This is a genomic window from Methylobacterium sp. CM6241 (genome assembly GCF_054817845.1).
Genome location: NZ_CM139246.1, coordinates 4,534,836 through 4,551,526, shown reverse-complemented (window position 1 = coordinate 4,551,526; position 16,691 = coordinate 4,534,836). Strand labels below are relative to the sequence as shown.

At 65.4% G+C, this 16,691-nt stretch carries 17 protein-coding genes and 1 other annotated feature; of the genes, 10 read left to right on the top strand and 7 right to left on the bottom strand.

Features of this window, described 5'->3' with window-relative positions; genetic code table 11:
- Window positions 1-176: 176 nt before the first annotated feature.
- Entirely contained in the window at window positions 177-995 is an 819-nt protein-coding gene (locus ACYQR9_RS21330) for an NmrA family NAD(P)-binding protein (RefSeq protein ID WP_461229867.1), read from the bottom strand.
- Between ACYQR9_RS21330 and ACYQR9_RS21325 the strand changes: the two genes are divergently transcribed.
- Window positions 888-1,859 carry a TetR/AcrR family transcriptional regulator gene (locus tag ACYQR9_RS21325; RefSeq protein WP_461227958.1) on the top strand — a complete coding sequence of 324 codons (972 nt, stop codon included), beginning with the start codon at window positions 888-890 and terminating at the stop codon, window positions 1,857-1,859. The genes ACYQR9_RS21330 and ACYQR9_RS21325 overlap by 108 nt on opposite strands.
- A 45-nt stretch (window positions 1,860-1,904) precedes the next feature.
- Here the strand turns inward: ACYQR9_RS21325 and ACYQR9_RS21320 are convergent, their stop codons facing one another.
- Window positions 1,905-2,519 carry an FMN-dependent NADH-azoreductase gene (locus tag ACYQR9_RS21320; protein ID WP_461227957.1) on the bottom strand — a complete coding sequence of 205 codons (615 nt, stop codon included), beginning with the start codon at window positions 2,517-2,519 and terminating at the stop codon, window positions 1,905-1,907.
- Window positions 2,520-2,651: 132 nt separating this feature from the next.
- On the opposite strand from ACYQR9_RS21320, the gene ACYQR9_RS21315 reads away from it, so the two are divergent.
- Window positions 2,652-3,626 carry a LysR family transcriptional regulator gene (locus ACYQR9_RS21315; protein ID WP_461227956.1) on the top strand — a complete coding sequence of 325 codons (975 nt, stop codon included), beginning with the start codon at window positions 2,652-2,654 and terminating at the stop codon, window positions 3,624-3,626.
- A 280-nt stretch (window positions 3,627-3,906) separates the two neighbouring features.
- Here ACYQR9_RS21315 and ACYQR9_RS21310 read toward each other — a convergent pair whose 3' ends face one another.
- From ACYQR9_RS21310 to ACYQR9_RS21295, 4 genes are all read right to left on the bottom strand, one after another.
- Window positions 3,907-4,122, bottom strand: a complete 216-nt coding sequence (locus ACYQR9_RS21310) for a hypothetical protein (RefSeq protein WP_461229894.1) — start codon at window positions 4,120-4,122, stop codon at window positions 3,907-3,909.
- A gap of 227 nt (window positions 4,123-4,349) precedes the next feature.
- The gene (locus tag ACYQR9_RS21305) at window positions 4,350-7,076 is read right to left on the bottom strand and encodes a hybrid sensor histidine kinase/response regulator (RefSeq protein WP_461227955.1); all 2,727 of its coding nucleotides are present in this window, start codon (window positions 7,074-7,076) and stop codon (window positions 4,350-4,352) included.
- Between the two features lie 149 nt (window positions 7,077-7,225).
- On the bottom strand, window positions 7,226-7,462 hold the full coding sequence (locus tag ACYQR9_RS21300; RefSeq protein ID WP_461227954.1) for a hypothetical protein: 237 nt from the start codon (window positions 7,460-7,462) through the stop codon (window positions 7,226-7,228).
- Between the two features lie 28 nt (window positions 7,463-7,490).
- On the bottom strand, window positions 7,491-7,871 hold the full coding sequence (locus ACYQR9_RS21295; protein ID WP_461227953.1) for a response regulator: 381 nt from the start codon (window positions 7,869-7,871) through the stop codon (window positions 7,491-7,493).
- Between the two features lie 426 nt (window positions 7,872-8,297).
- On the opposite strand from ACYQR9_RS21295, the gene ACYQR9_RS21290 reads away from it, so the two are divergent.
- From ACYQR9_RS21290 to ACYQR9_RS21275, 4 genes are all read left to right on the top strand, one after another.
- Window positions 8,298-8,768, top strand: a complete 471-nt coding sequence (locus tag ACYQR9_RS21290) for a cupin domain-containing protein (RefSeq protein ID WP_461227952.1) — start codon at window positions 8,298-8,300, stop codon at window positions 8,766-8,768.
- Between the two features lie 425 nt (window positions 8,769-9,193).
- Window positions 9,194-9,249, top strand: a sequence feature (sul1 is cis-regulatory element that is thought to sense ions involved in sulfur or methionine metabolism; They are found in Alphaproteobacteria).
- Between the two features lie 114 nt (window positions 9,250-9,363).
- A complete protein-coding gene (locus tag ACYQR9_RS21285; protein ID WP_461227951.1) occupies window positions 9,364-10,845 on the top strand; it encodes a SulP family inorganic anion transporter in 1,482 nt (493 codons plus the stop codon).
- Window positions 10,846-10,940: 95 nt separating this feature from the next.
- A complete protein-coding gene (locus ACYQR9_RS21280) occupies window positions 10,941-11,135 on the top strand; it encodes a hypothetical protein (RefSeq protein ID WP_461227950.1) in 195 nt (64 codons plus the stop codon).
- Window positions 11,132-11,506 carry a DUF2147 domain-containing protein gene (locus tag ACYQR9_RS21275; RefSeq protein WP_461227949.1) on the top strand — a complete coding sequence of 125 codons (375 nt, stop codon included), beginning with the start codon at window positions 11,132-11,134 and terminating at the stop codon, window positions 11,504-11,506. The genes ACYQR9_RS21280 and ACYQR9_RS21275 overlap by 4 nt, the downstream gene beginning before the upstream one ends.
- On the opposite strand, the gene ACYQR9_RS21270 is transcribed toward ACYQR9_RS21275, so the two are convergent.
- Window positions 11,500-12,270 (bottom strand): potassium channel family protein, encoded by a 771-nt coding sequence (locus ACYQR9_RS21270; protein ID WP_461227948.1) that lies wholly within the window; start codon window positions 12,268-12,270, stop codon window positions 11,500-11,502. The genes ACYQR9_RS21275 and ACYQR9_RS21270 overlap by 7 nt on opposite strands.
- A 137-nt stretch (window positions 12,271-12,407) precedes the next feature.
- Between ACYQR9_RS21270 and ACYQR9_RS21265 the strand changes: the two genes are divergently transcribed.
- The 4 genes from ACYQR9_RS21265 to ACYQR9_RS21250 all read left to right on the top strand — a co-directional run bounded on the left by ACYQR9_RS21265 (window position 12,408) and on the right by ACYQR9_RS21250 (window position 16,470).
- Window positions 12,408-12,920, top strand: coding sequence for a hypothetical protein (locus ACYQR9_RS21265; protein WP_461227947.1), 513 nt, complete (start codon window positions 12,408-12,410; stop codon window positions 12,918-12,920).
- Window positions 12,921-12,994: 74 nt separating this feature from the next.
- A complete protein-coding gene (nhaA, locus tag ACYQR9_RS21260) occupies window positions 12,995-14,227 on the top strand; it encodes a Na+/H+ antiporter NhaA (protein WP_461227946.1) in 1,233 nt (410 codons plus the stop codon).
- On the top strand, window positions 14,224-15,513 hold the full coding sequence (locus ACYQR9_RS21255; protein ID WP_461227945.1) for a DUF2254 domain-containing protein: 1,290 nt from the start codon (window positions 14,224-14,226) through the stop codon (window positions 15,511-15,513). The genes nhaA and ACYQR9_RS21255 overlap by 4 nt, the downstream gene beginning before the upstream one ends.
- A gap of 99 nt (window positions 15,514-15,612) precedes the next feature.
- Window positions 15,613-16,470, top strand: coding sequence for a class I SAM-dependent methyltransferase (locus ACYQR9_RS21250; RefSeq protein WP_461227944.1), 858 nt, complete (start codon window positions 15,613-15,615; stop codon window positions 16,468-16,470).
- Window positions 16,471-16,691: the final 221 nt, after the last annotated feature.

Sequence of the window (16,691 nt, the reverse complement as noted above, 5' to 3'; positions counted from 1 at the left end):
CATGGGGGCACCATTGGCCTGGGACGGCAAGGCCCATCCGGAACGCTCCCGTGCGGAAGCACCACTCCGCCAGCGCGAGGTGCTTGCACGACACCCCCGTGCCCTGCGTATTGGCGCCGCGGCGACCGACGACAAGGGATCTGGCCCGGTCGAGCCGATAACGGCACCATAGTGGTTCACCGACCCTCCAAGACGGTGCGCAGGTCTGTAGGCGGACGCCCCAGCAAATTCGCAAGCGTCGGGTCGGTATTCGCGAACTCGCCCGCTCGCGCCGCCCGGTACAGGCCGAGGGTGATCTCGATGACGGCGGTGGGTGCCCCGCCTGTTCGCATCCCTGCCGCCATGGCCTCGTCTGTGATTGTCCTGCGCTCGACCCGCTTGCCATGTATCGACGTCAGAAGGGCCGCGACATCCGCCAGGTCCAGCGCTTCCACACCGGTCAGCGGCGGGGTCGGTCCCTCGAACCGCCCCTCATCGACGAGCAAGGCAGCTGCGGCCGCGGCCAAGTCGTCGTGGGTGGTCCACGCGACCTTGCCGTCGACTGGGGCGCTGAGCACGCCCGTGGCGACTGCATCTTCAACCATCATCGTCGGTACCGTCTCGGCGTAGAAGCCGTTGCGCAACGAGGTCCAGGCGATGCCGGCGTCGCGTAGCATGGCCTCGGTACCCGCATGGTTGCGCATCGGCGGGAAGGCGGAGGATGAGCCCGCCCCCATGTGGCTCGTATAGACGACGCGCCTAGCACCCACCGCACGCGCAGCTTCGACGGCACTTCGATGCTGGGCGACGACGTCCGCGCCGGTTCGCTCCCCGTTGGAGGAGACGATCAGGACCTGCGTAGCTCCCTCAAACGCGGTTAGCAGGGTGTCGGGCTTCGCATAGTCACCATGGCGCACGCCTACGCCTGCTCGGACGAGCCCATCAGCTTTTCCCGGGTCCCGGGTGGTGGCGACGATCCGGTCCGGCGGCATCAGCCTGAGAAGTTGCTCGACGATGCGACGGCCGAGTTGGCCCGAGGCTCCTGTCACGACGATCATCGACGATACGAACCCTGCGTTAGCTTTGATAACGACTCGCTGATAGCGCCGATTAACGATGTAAGCAAGTTCGTGCTATCGCCGATAACGCCCCAGCGATACGTTCCTGCGATGGCGCACAGCGAACCTCAGGACGACATCCCGGTTGATACACGGGCACGCATCGTCGCCGCCGCGGCCGAGCTCATCGCGGCGGGCGGGATTGAAGCGGCGACTACGCGCGCGGTATCGACCGCGGCCGTGGTCCAGGCCCCAACGATTTACCGGTTGTTCGGCGACAAGCGCGGCCTGCTCAATGCCGTGGCCGAGCAGGCGTTCGCCGCATACGTCGCTAGTAAGGCCGCGCGGACACCTAATCCGGACCCTGTCGCGGACCTACGCCAGGGTTGGGACGACCACGTCGCCTTCGGCCTGGCCCATCCGGCAATCTTTACGCTCATCAGCATGCCGGCCGATGGCGCCTCCTCGGCCGCCGCAGCGGCCGGGCTTCAGGTCCTGCATGAAAGGGTCCGACGCGTGGCGCGGGCCGGTCGATTACGCCTCGGGGAGGAACGCGCGGCCGACATGATCCACGCCGCGTGTACCGGCACGATCCTTACGCTTCTTGGGCATCCGAGAGGCGAACGCGCAGACTTCTCCGATGCGGCGCGCGAGGCGGTGATGGCTGCGGTTCTGGACGAGCGTCAAGCCTCAGCCACAGTCCCATCGGCAACGATGGCATCGGGCCTGCGGTCCCATCTGGATGGTCTCGACATGCTGTCGCCGGGCGAACGCCATTTGATGGACGAGCTTCTGCGGCGCGTGGCGGATGCCGGTCGGTAGCTGCCTTTTGTGAGTGTTGCAGCATCCGGCCGTGAGACGCTCCGTTCAGGCTGCCTCGGCCTCAAGTTCGCTCAGAAAGCGGCTGACGAACTCGTCCATCCCGGTCTCGCCCATGTCGACGGACTTGGCGTTCCCAGCGGCCACGAACGTCACGTCGGTGATGCCGATCACGTTCAGGATTAGCCGTAGGTACTGGGTTGCGATGTCCCGGTTCCGGATCGGCGAACCCTCCGTGTAGATGCCGCCGGAGGCCAGCAGCACGGTCGCTTTCTTGCCGGTGACAAGGCCCTTGCCGTCCATGCCGAGCGTCAGGCCCTTCCGGACGATGTGGTCGACCCATGCCTTCAGCGAGGCCGGTACATTGTAGTTGTAGACCGGCGTCGCGATGACGAGGTGGTCCGTCGCTAGCACCTCGGAGACCAACTTGTCCGATAGGCGTAGCACCTCCCTCATCTCGGCCGAGTGCCGCTCGGATGGGGTGAAGTAAGCCTGGAGCCAAGGCGCGGTCACGAAAGGAAGGTCGGTCCGCATCAGGTCGCGTTCCACGACCTTACCGTCCGGGTGGGCGGACCGCCATTCGGAAACGAAGCGGCGGGTGAGGTTGCGCGAGATCGAATGATCGCCCCGCGGGCTGGCCTCTACGACGAGAAGGCGGCTCATGATGGTCTCCACGATGGTTGCCCGGGTTCGAGGCCGTGCCTCGTATGCGGACCGGTCGACCCATTCTTGCCGGGTGCAACTCCCGTCTGTAAGCGATAAAAAACCGATGCTCTCAATCGGTTGAGATGATGGATGATTGGCAACCTCACTCTCGATCAGCTCCGTGTGCTGATCACCATCGCCGACCTCGGGAGTTTCTCGGCAGCAGGCCGACGGCTGCAGCGTGCCCAGTCGGCTATCAGCCAGACCATGGCGACGCTGGAAGGCGCCCAGGGCGTCAGACTGTTCGACCGTTCCGGTCATCGCCCGCAACTGACCGAGGTTGGTCGTGCGCTCGTCGGGCAGGCCCGTCTCGTGCTGGCAAGCGCCGGTCGGTTCGAGGCGGTGGCGGCGGGGACCCGTGAGGGGATCGAGCCCGAACTCGCGGTGGCCATCGATCCATTGGTTCCCACGGCTCCGCTGATAGAGAGCTTGCGCGCGCTCCGTGACGCCTTTCCCCACCTCCCGGTCAGCTTTTCAACGGAGGGCCTGCGAGGGGCCGAGCGGCGGCTGCGCCGGGGCGAGGCCGCGCTGGCCTTCTGCCTCCTACTCCCGACCGTGCCGGAGGATCTCGTCGCCCTGCCTCTGGTAGAGGCACAGCTGCTTCCGGTCGTGGCGCCGACCCACCCACTGGCGCAGCTCGGTCGACCGGCAACGCGGGCCGACATTGAGGAGCACGTCCAGTTGGTTCTTTCCGACCCGGCCGCGCCCGAAGGGGCGAGCTATGGAATCATCGGTTCCAAGACCTGGCGCTTCGTCGACCTTGGCCGTCGCCTCGATTTTCTTCTTGCCGGGCTAGGTTGGTGCCGGATGCCGGAAAACCTCGTCGCACCGTTCTTGGATAACGGGCGTCTCCTCACCCTACGTGTCGACGATGACCACGCCGCTTCAGCCGGGGCCCTAACGGTGTACGCGGCGCATATGCGTGATCGCACGCTAGGGCGCGCTGGCAGATGGCTACTGAACGACCTTCAGATCCGTTTCGAGATGCAGCCTGCCGCGAAAGGATCGAACGAAAGGCGATCCGACGGTGCGATCCAAGATCGGGATTTGAAGTCGGAGACTTGATTGCCTGCCCGTTTTCCCCTGCAAGCAGGCATTCACGATCCGCCTTAGATTCACCTCCGCTCGTGCATGGGTGACGCGGCGGCCGTAGGGTCGACCTACCTAAAAGTCGGACCTTCGAAGCGGCCCTCCTCGACAAGCACGGCCACGGCGTCTGAGCTGTAAAGGGCGGACCAATTCCAGGCCGCTGCGGCGGAGTAATACCAGGCCAGTGGCGTCCGGCCTCTTCAACTATGAAGGGGGCCGATCGGGCCCCTTCATCGCTCGTCGCCGATCGTGAAGCTCAAGTTGGCAGGATCTCGCCCGTCTCGGGATCGTGGGGGTCGGCCGTGGCCTGATTTTGCTCCGCCCTGCCGTCGACGCGGCCACGCCGGTTGCGGGAGGATTTGAGGCGGCAGCTGTCGCCGTTCAGCCCGAACACTCGGGCCGCCTCGCGACGAGAGTTGCCGTCGATGAAAATAAACTGACGAACGGCCGCGTAGACTTCCACGGCAAACATCCTGGGTCCCTCCCGAAAGAGAAGCCTCTCAAACTAGCCGACTTTTACGCCGCCCACATCAGCCAGATAGCAACCACCATCGACGAGTGCCTCATGCCCCTGGCCCAGTTTCGACCGCATGCGGCTGGCTCGCTGCGTCGGATGGGCCGCCGCATCTATCCGTCGTGCGGAACGTTGCTCTTGCGGCAAATCATTCGATGCGGCGGAAAGCTGTGCGTTCGCGATATTCACAAGGAGACGGCGATGAGATCCTTGATGCGGGTCGCAAGCGTTTCAAGCACGAAGGGCTTGGTCAGGACCTGCATCCCCTTCCGGAGATGCCCGTTTCCGAGGACGGCGTTCTCGGCGTAGCCGGTAATGAAGAGCACCTTCAAGTCGGGACGACGCTCGCGTGCGGCATCCGCCATCTGGCGGCCGTTCATCCCGCCCGGGAGACCAACATCGGTCACCAGCAGGTCGATGCGGACGTTCGACTGCAGCACCTTCAGGCCTGAGACGCTGTCGGCGGCCTCGATAGCCGTGTAACCGAGATCCTCCAGCACCTCGGTGACCAGCATCCGAACCGAGGGCTCGTCGTCGACGACCAGCACGGTCTCGCCGCGGCCCGCACGACCAACCTCGGCAAGCCGTCGGGCGACGTCGGTCTCGTCGGCCTCGCCGTAATGACGCGGCAGGTAGAGGCAGACGGTCGTGCCCTCGCCAACCTCAGAATAGATGCGGACCTGCCCACCGGACTGTCGAGCGAAGCCGTAGACCATCGAGAGGCCGAGCCCCGTGCCCTCGCCAAGGGGCTTGGTCGTGAAGAACGGCTCGAACACCTTCGTCATCAGGTCCGCAGACATCCCGATGCCCGTATCTGTGACACACAGGCTCAGGTACTGGCCCGGCGGCATGTCGTGCTGCCGGGCGCCCACCTCGTCTATCCATTTGTTCGTCGTCTCGATGGTAATGCGCCCACCGTCTGGCATCGCGTCGCGGGCGTTGATGCAGAGGTTTAACAGCGCATTCTCAAGCTGGCCCGGATCGATCAGCGCTGGCCAAACTCCCGACAGACCAACGACCTCCAGGTGAATGGCTGGGCCGACGGTGCGCCGAATGAGGTCCTCCATGTCCGTGACGAGGCGGTTCACGTTCGTGGGCTTGGGGTCGAGTGTCTGCCGCCGGGAGAAGGCGAGAAGGCGGTGCGTCAGAGCAGCCGCCCGCTTGGCCGCGCCCTGCGCCACGGTCATGTAGCGGTCGAGGTCGCCCATGCGCCCCTGGGACATGCGGTTCTGCATCAGCTCCAGGGAGCCGGAGATGCCAGCCAGTAGGTTGTTGAAGTCGTGCGCGAGGCCACCGGTGAGTTGCCCGACCGCTTCCATCTTCTGGCTTTGGCGCAACGCCTCCTCGGTCTCGGCAAGGACCTCGGCTTGGCGCTTGGCGACGCTCACGTCGCGCACAGACGCGTAGATCAGGCCATCGCGAGGTACGGCGTTCCAAGAAAGCCAGACATGGCTGCCGTTCTTGTGCCGGTATCGGTTCTCGAAGGTGAACTGAGCCTCGCCGCGCGCCAGGCCGCCGGCGGCCGACAGGGTGGCCGCGATGTCGTCGGGATGTACGAAGTCGAGGAACGGCCGCGCCCTCATCTCGTCCTCCGTCCATCCCAGCGTCCTCGGCCAAGCAGGGTTGAGGCTGATGAAGTACCCTTCGATGTTGGCGACGCAGAGAAGGTCCGAGGATGCCTGCCAGACTTGGTCACGCTCGGCCGTCCGGGCCGCGACCTGCGCGGCAAGGTCGGCCTCCGTCTGCTTCCGTGCAGTCACGTCGTGCACGAAGACGTGGAATCCGTCGACGGTCTCGTCGGGAGTGCGGCGAGGTAGATACCGGATTTCGGCAACGCGGGGTTCCCCATCCCGGCGCGGCCAGTCGAGTTCGAACGTGACCGCCTCGCCCGCGAGCGCGCGATCCATGTACGGCCTTCGGGCGGCGTAGTTCTCTGCTCCCAGAAGCTCCCTGACGTCACGGCCGACGATTTCCGCCGCAGGCACCGAGAACCATTCGTCGTAGGCCTTGTTGGCGAAGCGGTAGACGTGGTCGGCACCGATGAAGGAAATCAGGACCGGCAGCGCATCGGTGATGAGGCGTAGTTCACGCTCGCCCGCCTCGGCGCGCTTCTCGATGGTCCTTCGCTCGGTGATGTCCGAGAAGAAGATGGCCACGCGGTGCGTAGCCGGATCGCCGGTCCGGAGGGCGCGCACATCAAACCAGCGCCCGAACACCCCCGCGTAGTGCTCGAAATGGGCAGGCTCCCCGGTGAGGGCGACGCGTCCATAGGTATCGAACCAGTGCCGTTCCAGGTCGGGGGCGAACTCGCTCACCCACCTGCCGGCCACGTCGGCACCGGTCTGCCGTACGAAAGCGGGATTGGCCTCGACGATCCGGTAGTCTACGGCACGCTCGCCCTCGAACCGCATCTCGATGATGCAAAAGCCGACCTCGATGCTCTCGAACAAGGTCCGGTAGCGCGCCTCGTTCTCCCGCAGGGCGATCTCGCCGAGCGTGCGTTCGGTGACGTCGTGCCCCTCGACGAAGATTCCGCTGACGGACCCGCGGGCATCTGTGATGGGCTGGTAGACGAAGTCGAGATAACGCTCGTTGACCGGACCGCCGGGTACGGCCTGGACGTCGAACCGCGCACCTGTCGCCCTGTGGGCCTGGCCTGAGCGGAAGACCGCATCGAGTAGGTCGACGTAACCCTGGGCGGCCGCATCCGGCAACGCCTCGGCCACAGTGCTGCCGGCCACGTCGCGATGGTCGATGGCGCGCTGGTAGGCAGCGTTCGTCAGTGCGAAGCGGTGCTCCGGTCCGGTCAGCAGGGCGATGAAGCTAGGCGCCTGCTCGAACATCTGCGCGAGCGACGCTGACTGGGCACGTAGACTGCGCACCTCGGCTTCGAGTTGTTCGCGCGTCAGCATCGAGGGGTCGGAAAGATCGGCGGCCTGCATCCCAGGCGAAATAGCGTTCAATTGTGTTGGACGCGAGGAAGTTGAGTGCTGTCGGGCCTATTGCCCTGACGGCATCGCCTGAACGCGCGTGACAAGGAACCCAATTGGAAGAGGATCGGTCAGGATCGGTTCGCGTCCGACGTGTTGTTGACGTATCGGATCGCAGCCAGGTTGCCGCGCCCTTCCAGTGCCCTGATTCGGTGATGGCGGCTTAAACTCAGCATGGCATTAGCGGATGCGGGGTGGCCGTCATGGCGAAGGGTGTCGGCAATTGTCGCAAAGTCACGCGCCGCGCCCTCGTCGGTGACGATACCTCGCGCCAACGCGTTCACCAGTTCTTCGACGACTCGGCTCATGCTCTCGCTCCATCGCTGCACGGAGTCATCAGACCGCTTCCCGAATGGCGAGCAAAAGGTCCTTCGGACGATAGGGTTTGCCGAGAAAATGACCGGAATCCGGCACCTCACGGTCGGCCAGCCTCCGGCCGCCGGAGGTCACAACCAACCGGATATGGGGCCAGGCATCCGCGACGCGTTCCGCGAGGACGAACCCGTCCATCGATCCCGGCATGTCGATGTCCGTGAACAGCACCCGAATGTCGGCTTGGCACCTCTCAAGGATGGCCCAGGCCGCATCGGCATGGGGCGCCTCGGTCACCACGAAGCCGGCCTCCTCCAACATGTCGACCACCATCATGCGGATCAGGCCTTCGTCCTCAACGACGAGGACGTGAGGTGACGAACGTAAAGCATCTTGGATTGGCATGGACTAATTCGGTGATCCCGTCACGGATCGAAAATAACCCATGACTGGGACAATCTCTCTGGCCGACCTTCGTTTCACCGTGGCCATACTATTTTAGCCTGACCGAAGCGCGGAAACTTGCCGCGTCCAGGTTCATTTGTCGCGTCGATGGTGAGAGGCATCGAAGGTAGATCGAATATCTTCAAGCGGCAACTCGGAGGGATGCTTTGCTTCTTGGACGACATCCTGCTTGCAACGCCGACCAAGCCGTAAACGCGGTCTGACATTAGGCCTCTACCCTCGACCGCCTGTGCCAGTCCCGCCCGGTCGGCAAGGCTGCGGCATCGATCCGTCATGCGGGACGTTGCCCAAAAGTCAAACCATCCGATGCGGCGGAAAGCCGTGCGTCCGCCATGAGCGGCCGGATGGGGAACGGAAGGAAACGGAATGCCCACACCTATGTTCGACGAGAGCAACATCACTTGGCGGACGCTCGATTGGCTCCCACACATCGCCTTCTTCGTCTACAAGGTCGACGAGGAAAACCGCATCGTCGATGTCGTATTTAAGTTCGCGGCGAACCAGAAGGTGATGCTGCACCGGCACAAGAGCCCCTACGTGACGCTTGTGATGCAGGGCGAGCTTCGGTTCTACCGCGAGGATGGCAGCTACAAGGAGACCCGCCCGACGGGTAGCTACGTCTCCGGCATGGCAAACGGCGAACCACATCTGGAAGGCGGTGGCGACGAGGACGCCATCGTGTTCTTCAGCAACCGCAATATCGAGGACGCGCTCTACGAGTTCCTCGACGACGCAGGCAATCCCGTCCAGGTCCTGGGCATCGCCGACTTCAAGGCGCAGCTTGAAGACCAGATCGCGACCGGGACCTACGAGAAGGTCACCGCCAAAGCCGCCTGACCACCGCGGATGCGGGGATGCCGAAAGCATTCCCGCATCCGTCACGGGTCGCTGCCCCTCGCGACTGCGGATACGGCCCGATCCGGAGCGTCAGAGGCGCGTGATGAGGTTGGTCAGCGAATTCGGAGAGGCATTATCAGCGTGGTCTCGGTCACCTTGACGTAGCCCAAGGCGATCATCAGTCCCGTGGCAATGAGGATCAGGGCGAGTGTCGCCCATGGCCGCATGCCCACTCTCATCATCCGGGCTTGGCATCCGGAAGGTCCGACCAGGTCATGCCGGCCTGAGCCACTCCCTTCACCATCGGCATGCAAACACTCGCCGGGGGCATGCCCCTTGCGACTGGTGAAAAAGTAAAAATGGCTCGCGGCCGTGTCCGCGATGTTGCGCCGCCGCATTAAATCGATGTAAGGCCACACCATCCAACAGGACCCGGTGAAAGCCCGGGTGGCTCTTCCGGCCGCCGATCCGCCGGACCACGCAATCGACGTCGACCGTGTCGCGAACCTCCGAGGAGGCCGACCCGCCGTCTTGCGCATCCCGCACCGGATCGAACACGCTTCGCGTGCGGGACGACGAAAGTCTCCCACCCATCATGAACCTCGCACAACTCCGGAGCGAATGGGCTCCGAACGTCACGCGTGAACTTTTGGCCGGGGCGGTCGTCGCCTTGGCCTTGATCCCCGAGGCCATCGCCTTCTCGATCATAGCCGGCGTCGATCCCAAGGTCGGCCTCTACGCCTCCTTCTGTATCGCCGTGGTCACCGCCTTTGCCGGCGGGCGCCCGGCAATGATCTCCGCCGCCACCGGGGCCATGGCGCTCCTCATGGTCGGCCTCGTGAAGGATCACGGCGTCGGCTACCACTTCGCCGCCACGATCCTGACCGGGCTCCTTCAGATCGTCGCCGGGGCGCTGCGCCTGGGCAACCTGATGCGGTTCGTCTCGCGCTCGGTGGTCACCGGGTTCGTCAACGCCCTGGCGATCCTGATCTTCCTAGCGCAGATGCCGGAGCTCCTCGGGCAAGGCACCACGGTCTACGTCATGACCGCAGTCGGCCTCGGCATCATCTACGGCCTGCCGTACCTGACCAAGGCGGTGCCGTCGCCGCTGGTCACCATCGTCCTGCTCACGGCGGTCTCGATGTATCTCGGCCTCGGCATCCACAAGGTCGGCGACATGGGCGCGCTTCCGAGCGAGCTGCCATGGGTGGCCCTGCCGCAGGTGCCGTTCACCCTCGACACCCTCTGGATCATCCTGCCGGTCTCGCTGACGCTGACCATGGTTGGCCTGCTAGAGAGCCTGATGACCGCGGCCATCGTCGACGAGATGACCGACACGACCTCGAACAAGAACCGGGAATGCGCTGGCCAGGGCGTGGCCAACATCACCTCGGGGTTCTTCGGCGGCATGGCCGGCTGCGCCATGATCGGCCAGTCCGTCATCAACGTTTCCTCCGGGGGACGCGGGCGCCTGTCGACCCTGTTCTCGGGCGTCTTCCTGCTGTTCCATATCGTGGCGCTCGGGCCCTACGTGGCGCAGATCCCGATGGCCTCGCTCGTGGCGGTGATGATCATGGTCTCGATCAACACCTTCCAGTGGAAGTCCCTGCGCACGCTGGTCACCCACCCGAAGGCATCGAGCGTGGTCATGCTTGGCACCGTCGCGGTGGTGGTCGCCACCCACGACCTGGCGAAGGGCGTCCTGTTCGGGGTGGTCCTCAGCGGGCTGTTCTTCGCCCACAAGGTCACGAAGTTCTTTGCCGTCCGGTCGTCCCGCGGCGAGAGCGACGTGCGCACCTACCGAGTCACCGGACAGATCTTCTTCGCCACGGCGGAGGCGTTCCATTCCGCCTTCGACTTCCGCGAAGAAGCCCTCAAGGGTGTCGTGATCGACCTGCAGGCAGCGCACTTCTGGGACATCTCAGCGATCAACGCTCTCGAACGGGTCGTCCTGAAGTTCCGCCACCACGGCGTCACGGTCGACGTGGTCGGCATGAACGAGGCGACGGCCACCATGGTCGAGCGCATCGGCACCCACGACAAGCCTGGTGCGACCTTCGCAGTCGGTGGTCACTGATCCAACGACGGCCATCCTCGTCCCGCGCTGGCGGCTCACGAGGATGGCCCTGTACCCATTCTGAAACCCATGCCCGCCCGAGAACGACAGACCGCATGAAGCATTCCGCAACGCACTTGCTCGCCGCGCTGGCCACGGCCGGCATGACGCTCACTCCCGCCTATGCCCCCGAGCCGACCGGGACTTGGTTGACTGAGGACAAGCGGGCCAGGGTCCGGACCGAGCGCTGCGGACCGGGCAACCCAACCTGTGCGGATACGTGGTCTGGGGCAGCAAGCCGCTCGGTGTGAACGGCCTGCCTCGCGTCGACCGGGAGAACCCCGACACCGGCAAGCGGGAACGCCCATTGCTCGGTCACCAGATGATCTTGGGACTGAAGCCGGGCGGGGACGGTCGGTTCTCGGGCCAGAACTACAACGGGGACAACGGTAAGTCCTATGCGGTGACCATCTGGAGCGAGACGCCTTCCGAGCTGTCGGTGAAGGGCTGCCTCCTGGCCGTTCTATGTGGAACCCAGACGTGGACCCGGGTCACGGACGTGGTGCCGGGCCAGCTCAAGGGCCCGACGAACGGGAATGGCGGCCCAAGATCCGACCGTGAATGGGGCGACAAGCCGTCGGCTCCCGGTAATGCCAAGGGCCGATCCAACCTACCTCAATAGGCGCCCTCGTCAGGGATGCACAGGACGGTCCCGCAGGCCTTGCAATGGACGGCGTCCGGCTCGTGACGCTGCAGGGCGCAGGCCGGACAAGGGTGGCGGACCTTGTTGGGTCTGAACAGCACCTGCGCCAGGCGCAAGAACAGGGTGACCCCGCACAGCATCACCACCACCGAAATCAGGCGTCCCGAGGTGCCCGACAGGGTGATGTCCCCATAGCCGGTGGTCGTGAGCGAGGTCACGGTGAAGTACAGGGCGTCGACGTAATTGCCGATGGCCGGGTTGGAGCGGTGCTGGGTGGCGTAGACCAGCCCCGTCATCACGAAGACGAACACAACCAGGTTTGTGGCCGCGAGGATCACCTCCTCGTTGCGGCGAAAGAAGTCGCTGTCGGAACGGAGGCGGTCCAGGAGCTGGTACGTCCTGAGAAGTCGCAGCGTTCGCATGATGCGCAGGAATCCCGCTCCCTCGCCGACGATGGGTGCGAGGAAGGAGACCAGCGCGGCGATGTCCGCCCAGGTGGTCGGGCGGAGCAACTCACGCCAGCGATGCTGCGAGATCGAGAAGCGCGCGACGAAGTCCGTCAGCACGGCCACCCCGATCAGGACATCGAAGCCTTCCACCAACGGCGCCCTCGGCATGAACGAGGACACCACGATGAACAGGATGGTAGCGACATCGAACACGAGCAGGCCGTAGCGGAACCGGTGGGCCCGGTCGCTCTCCCCTTCATAGAGGTCCGTGAGGCGGCTCTTCATGGCGTCCATGCCAGGTCTCTAGCGCCCGCCGCGCGCGTCGTCTCGTCTCCGTGATGGATGGATCGGTCGCACCAGACGTCTGACAGGGAGACGAGGGGCCGTTGACCCGAGTGGTCGGGTGCGGTCCCCGGAAAAGGGATGTTTGAATGTCGGTGACCCGCAAGGACGAGGCACGCCTGCTGAGCGGCGACGAACACGAACTTGTCACGCAGGCCCACCATCCGGCGCTTCGCGGCCTAGACGACGGTGCACTCTCTGCCTTGGTCAAGCGCCTGCGCGAACGTCGAGACAGGGCTCGCGACATCTCCCAGCAGCAGCGTCGCGAGTTCCGTGGCAAGTCCGCTCCCTCCGGCGCACGTCCGGCCACCGACAACAGCGGAACGAAGCGCAAGGGTGCGGTCCTGGCCGGTGCCCTTAAGCGGGCGAGCCGGGAGCACGAGCGTCGACGTCACGAAGCGGCCCGCACCGACTTGAGCGGGAACGCCCGGCGTGCGCTGAGGATGAAACGCGCCGCCGGCGACCCGTCCGTGAACCTGCCGTCCTCCCGCACCGCCGGACAGGGGATGCGCTCGCTGCCAAACGACGGGATCGCGCCCTCGGGCGCCCTCGACGCAGAAGGTCACAAGCCCGTCCTGGAACGCAGCCGCAAGGTTCGCTGAAGGTTCCGCGTGGCGCTTAACCTTGAGCCGTCGCACGGGTTGCCCCGCGGGCGGACAGCTGGCAGGCCAAGGCCATGCATGAGCCCAAGCGACTACCCCGTCCGATCTCGGCCCTTCGCAACGTCCTGCAGGGCGAGGCGTCCGGTGGCCTGATCCTGATGGCGAGCGCCGCCCTGGCCCTCGCCATCGCGAACTCTGGCTGGTCCGAGGCGTACTTCGCCGTCCTCAAGACTTATGTCGGTAGCCTCAGCGTCCTGCACTGGGTCAACGACGGTCTGATGGCGGTCTTCTTCTTACTGGTTGGGTTGGAGATCAAGCGCGAGGTCCTCGACGGGCGCCTGCGGACCTGGCCGGACCGAGTGCTGCCCGGCGTCGCGGCGTTCGGCGGCATGGTCGTCCCAGCCCTGGTCTACGTCGCGGTCAACCGGCACTCGCCCGAGACCCTGCGCGGTTGGGCGATCCCGACCGCCACCGACATCGCCTTCGCGCTCGGCGTGCTTGCCCTCCTGGGATCGCGCGTTCCCGTCTCGCTCAAGATCTTCCTGACCGCGCTCGCCATCATCGACGACCTCGGCGCGGTGCTCATCATCGCGGCGTTCTACACCGCGGACCTGTCGCTGCCGATGCTGGGAGGCGCCGCCGCGGTCTTCGCCGTCCTGTTCGGAATGAACAAGGCCGGGGTCAGTCGCTTGACGCCTTACCTCCTCTTCGGCGCCGTGCTGTGGTTCCTGGTGCTGAAGTCCGGCATCCACGCCACCATCGCGGGCGTACTGCTCGCCTTGACGATTCCGCTACGCCTGAGCGTCGGCAAGCCGGATGACCCGACCTCGCCCCTGCATATCCTTGAGCACGCCATCCATCCCTGGTCCGCCTACCTCGTGCTACCGGTCTTCGGGTTCGCCAACGCGGGCGTGTCGTTCGCGGGCATGACGACGAAGATGCTGCTCGATCCCGTCACGCTCGGGGTGGCTCTCGGCCTATTCGTTGGAAAACAGATCGGCGTGTTCGGGGCCGTGGTCGCCGCGGTGAAGCTTGGGCTCGCGCAGCGCCCGGCCCATGCCGGCTGGTGGCACCTCTACGGCCTCTCGCTGCTCTGCGGGGTCGGGTTCACCATGAGCCTGTTCATCGGGTTGCTGGCCTTCGCCGACAGCCCGGAACTGGAAGCGGAGACGAAGATCGGCGTCCTGCTCGGCTCCCTGTCCTGCATGGCATTTGGCGCGCTGGTGCTCCTGCTGGCTCCAAAGCCCGACAGGGGCAGCCGCTCCGATCCTGAGAGGACGCAAGCCCGGGCCGGGGCGATGGCATGAACTCACGTCTCAGGGCCTGGCTGGAGACCCTCGGCGACCAGTTCTGGCTCCGCCCGGCAGTCATCGTGCTGACTTGCCTCGGCCTGGGGCAGCTCGGTGTCTGGCTGGAGACCGCCCACATCGCCGGATACGACGCCTCCTCGTCCGCCGCGAACTGGGGATACTCTGGTGGGGCGGAAGGCGCCCGCGCCCTCCTGAGCGCCGTCGCGTCCTCAACAATCGGCGTCGCCGGAACCACGTTCTCCATTACCATCGCGGCCCTTTCCATGGCCTCGGGTCAGATGGGACCGCGCCTCCTGCGCAACTTCACCCGCGATGCGCGCAACCAGGTGGCGCTCGGGATCTTCCTCGGCACCTTCGCCTACGCGCTCATTGTCCTGCGTACGGTCCGGACCGTGCAGGAGACGCCCTTCGTCCCACATCTTGCCGTCAGCGGCGCGATCCTGCTCGCGATGCTCAGCGTCGCGACCCTGGTCTGGTTTGTCCATCACATCGCCGCCGGCATCAACGTCGAGACCGTGGTCGATGCCGTCCATGACGACCTGTGCGACGCCATTCAGAGGCATACCCTCGACGCCCCGGACGTTCGGAGCTCGCTGCCCATGCCGGAATCGGGAACCGTTGCCGCGCCGGCCAGCGGCTATCTCCAGGCCGTCGACCGGGACAGCCTCGCCGATTGGGCTCACGAGCACAGGGTCCTGGTTACGTTGCGTGCGCGTCCTGGCAATTACGTACCCGCTGGGTTCCCGGTCGCGCATCTCTCGTCCCCAATCGAGGACGCATCCGGGGCCCTGGGAAAGGCCCTGACGTTCGGTCGTCGTCCGGCCGCCCTGCAGGACTTGGAATACGCGGTCCGGCAATTGAGCGAGGTGGCGGTCCGGGCGCTCTCGCCCGGCATCAACGACCCGTTCACGGCTGGCAGCGTGACGGACCACCTCGGCGACGCGCTGTGCCGGCTTGCACCGCGGCACCTGCCCAGCGGCGTGACCGCCCGCGAGGGACGGATCGTGCTGGTGCAGCCCGTAACCGACTACGCCGGGCTGTGCGACGCGATGTTTCACATGATCCGCCAGAACGCCGCCGGCTCCGTTCACGTCCTGGCCCGCATGCTGGAGGTGCTGACCCGTGTCGCCGAAATCGAACACCAGACGGACCGCCGCGTAGAGCTCCGACGGCACGCCAACCTCGTCATCGCAGCGGCGCGCCGGGATGTCAGTGAACTGGCGGACCTGAATGATCTGGAAATGCGCCACCAGCGCTTCGGCGCTGTCGCTCCGACTGCCTAGCCGACGTTGGAACGACGCTTGGAAGCCGTCAAAGACCTCCGTACGTCGCCGCGAATGAACGTTGCGGCTCCCCCCCCGGGGCTGCCTGGAGCGAGCGACTTGTCGGACAATCCTTTCGATCCTAACGGTGATGCCATGTCCCATGCCGCCTTGCCCGATCAAGCCCATGCATCGATACCTGCCATCGCGCAGGCGGCACCTAACCCCTCTAATTGTCCAAGCACCCGCTTCTTCGCCGAAGTCGGCATCGTCCCCGGCATGCGCGTTCTCGATGTCGGCTGCGGAAACGGAGACCTCAGCCGCTTCGTTGCCCGGTTGGTGGGACCGGACGGCGAGGTTATCGCCATCGACCGAAGCCCGGAGGCGTTGGCGATGAGCCACACGGCGGATGAAGGTCCTCAGGCGGCGCCCATCCACTACCGGCAGGCGGACCTGACGGACACACTGCCGGATCAGGGCCGCTTCGATGCCATCGTCGGGCGCCGCGTGCTGATGTACCTCCCTGACGCCACCGCGACGCTCGCCCGTCTCGCCTCCCTCGCGAAACCAGGGGCGATCATGGCGTTCCAGGAGCACGGGCGTGCCGGCCTTCCCGCCGGGCTCGGCGAGTTGCCTCTCCATCGTCGGCTCTACGGTTGGTTATGGGACACGGTAGCGGCGGAGGGCGGCGATACCGGGCTCGCGCTGCGCTTGGCGGACCTATTGCAGGCGGCGGGGCATCGCATTGAGGTGGCGCGGAACGAGGGGGTGCTCCTGCAGGCCGGCGAGCCGTCCTTCCTGCCGACGCTGGCCGGAGCCATGCTCCCCCGCATGGTCGAGCGCGGTGTTGCAAGCACGGATGAGGTGGGCCTCGACACCCTCGCGGAACGTCTCCGAGAGGAGCATGGGGCGGTTGGCGGCATGATCGTCTGGGACTTGGCTTTCCTCGTCTCGGCACGCGTCACTTCAGGCAGATAGTCCGGTCGAGGTGCAGCCGATCCTCGCGCTAGGCAGGCGATGTAGCTCGCCCTTCTTCACCGAGGGTGGGCATTCACTCGTATCCTCCGAGCAGCAAAATCAGTTCTGGCGCCCTAGCGCCCACCTGCGGAGTGGCGGTCTTGTGTCGGGTACGAGCACTACAAAGTGCGTGACGGGCCTCCGCCTCGGCGCGATCCTCCTCATGTCCTCAAGCTGCGCTA

Coding starts and splice junctions, on each gene's coding strand:
- ACYQR9_RS21265 (WP_461227947.1), top strand. CDS start 12,408: ATGTCGGTGACCCGCAAGGACGAGGCACGCCTGCTGAGCGGCGACGAA.
- ACYQR9_RS21310 (WP_461229894.1), bottom strand. CDS start 4,122: ATGTTTGCCGTGGAAGTCTACGCGGCCGTTCGTCAGTTTATTTTCATC.
- ACYQR9_RS21270 (WP_461227948.1), bottom strand. CDS start 12,270: ATGGACGCCATGAAGAGCCGCCTCACGGACCTCTATGAAGGGGAGAGC.
- ACYQR9_RS21280 (WP_461227950.1), top strand. CDS start 10,941: ATGAAGCATTCCGCAACGCACTTGCTCGCCGCGCTGGCCACGGCCGGC.
- nhaA (WP_461227946.1), top strand. CDS start 12,995: ATGCATGAGCCCAAGCGACTACCCCGTCCGATCTCGGCCCTTCGCAAC.
- ACYQR9_RS21325 (WP_461227958.1), top strand. CDS start 888: ATGGCGCACGCCTACGCCTGCTCGGACGAGCCCATCAGCTTTTCCCGG.
- ACYQR9_RS21305 (WP_461227955.1), bottom strand. CDS start 7,076: ATGCTGACGCGCGAACAACTCGAAGCCGAGGTGCGCAGTCTACGTGCC.
- ACYQR9_RS21300 (WP_461227954.1), bottom strand. CDS start 7,462: ATGAGCCGAGTCGTCGAAGAACTGGTGAACGCGTTGGCGCGAGGTATC.
- ACYQR9_RS21315 (WP_461227956.1), top strand. CDS start 2,652: ATGATTGGCAACCTCACTCTCGATCAGCTCCGTGTGCTGATCACCATC.
- ACYQR9_RS21295 (WP_461227953.1), bottom strand. CDS start 7,871: ATGCCAATCCAAGATGCTTTACGTTCGTCACCTCACGTCCTCGTCGTT.
- ACYQR9_RS21320 (WP_461227957.1), bottom strand. CDS start 2,519: ATGAGCCGCCTTCTCGTCGTAGAGGCCAGCCCGCGGGGCGATCATTCG.
- ACYQR9_RS21255 (WP_461227945.1), top strand. CDS start 14,224: ATGAACTCACGTCTCAGGGCCTGGCTGGAGACCCTCGGCGACCAGTTC.
- ACYQR9_RS21290 (WP_461227952.1), top strand. CDS start 8,298: ATGCCCACACCTATGTTCGACGAGAGCAACATCACTTGGCGGACGCTC.
- ACYQR9_RS21285 (WP_461227951.1), top strand. CDS start 9,364: ATGAACCTCGCACAACTCCGGAGCGAATGGGCTCCGAACGTCACGCGT.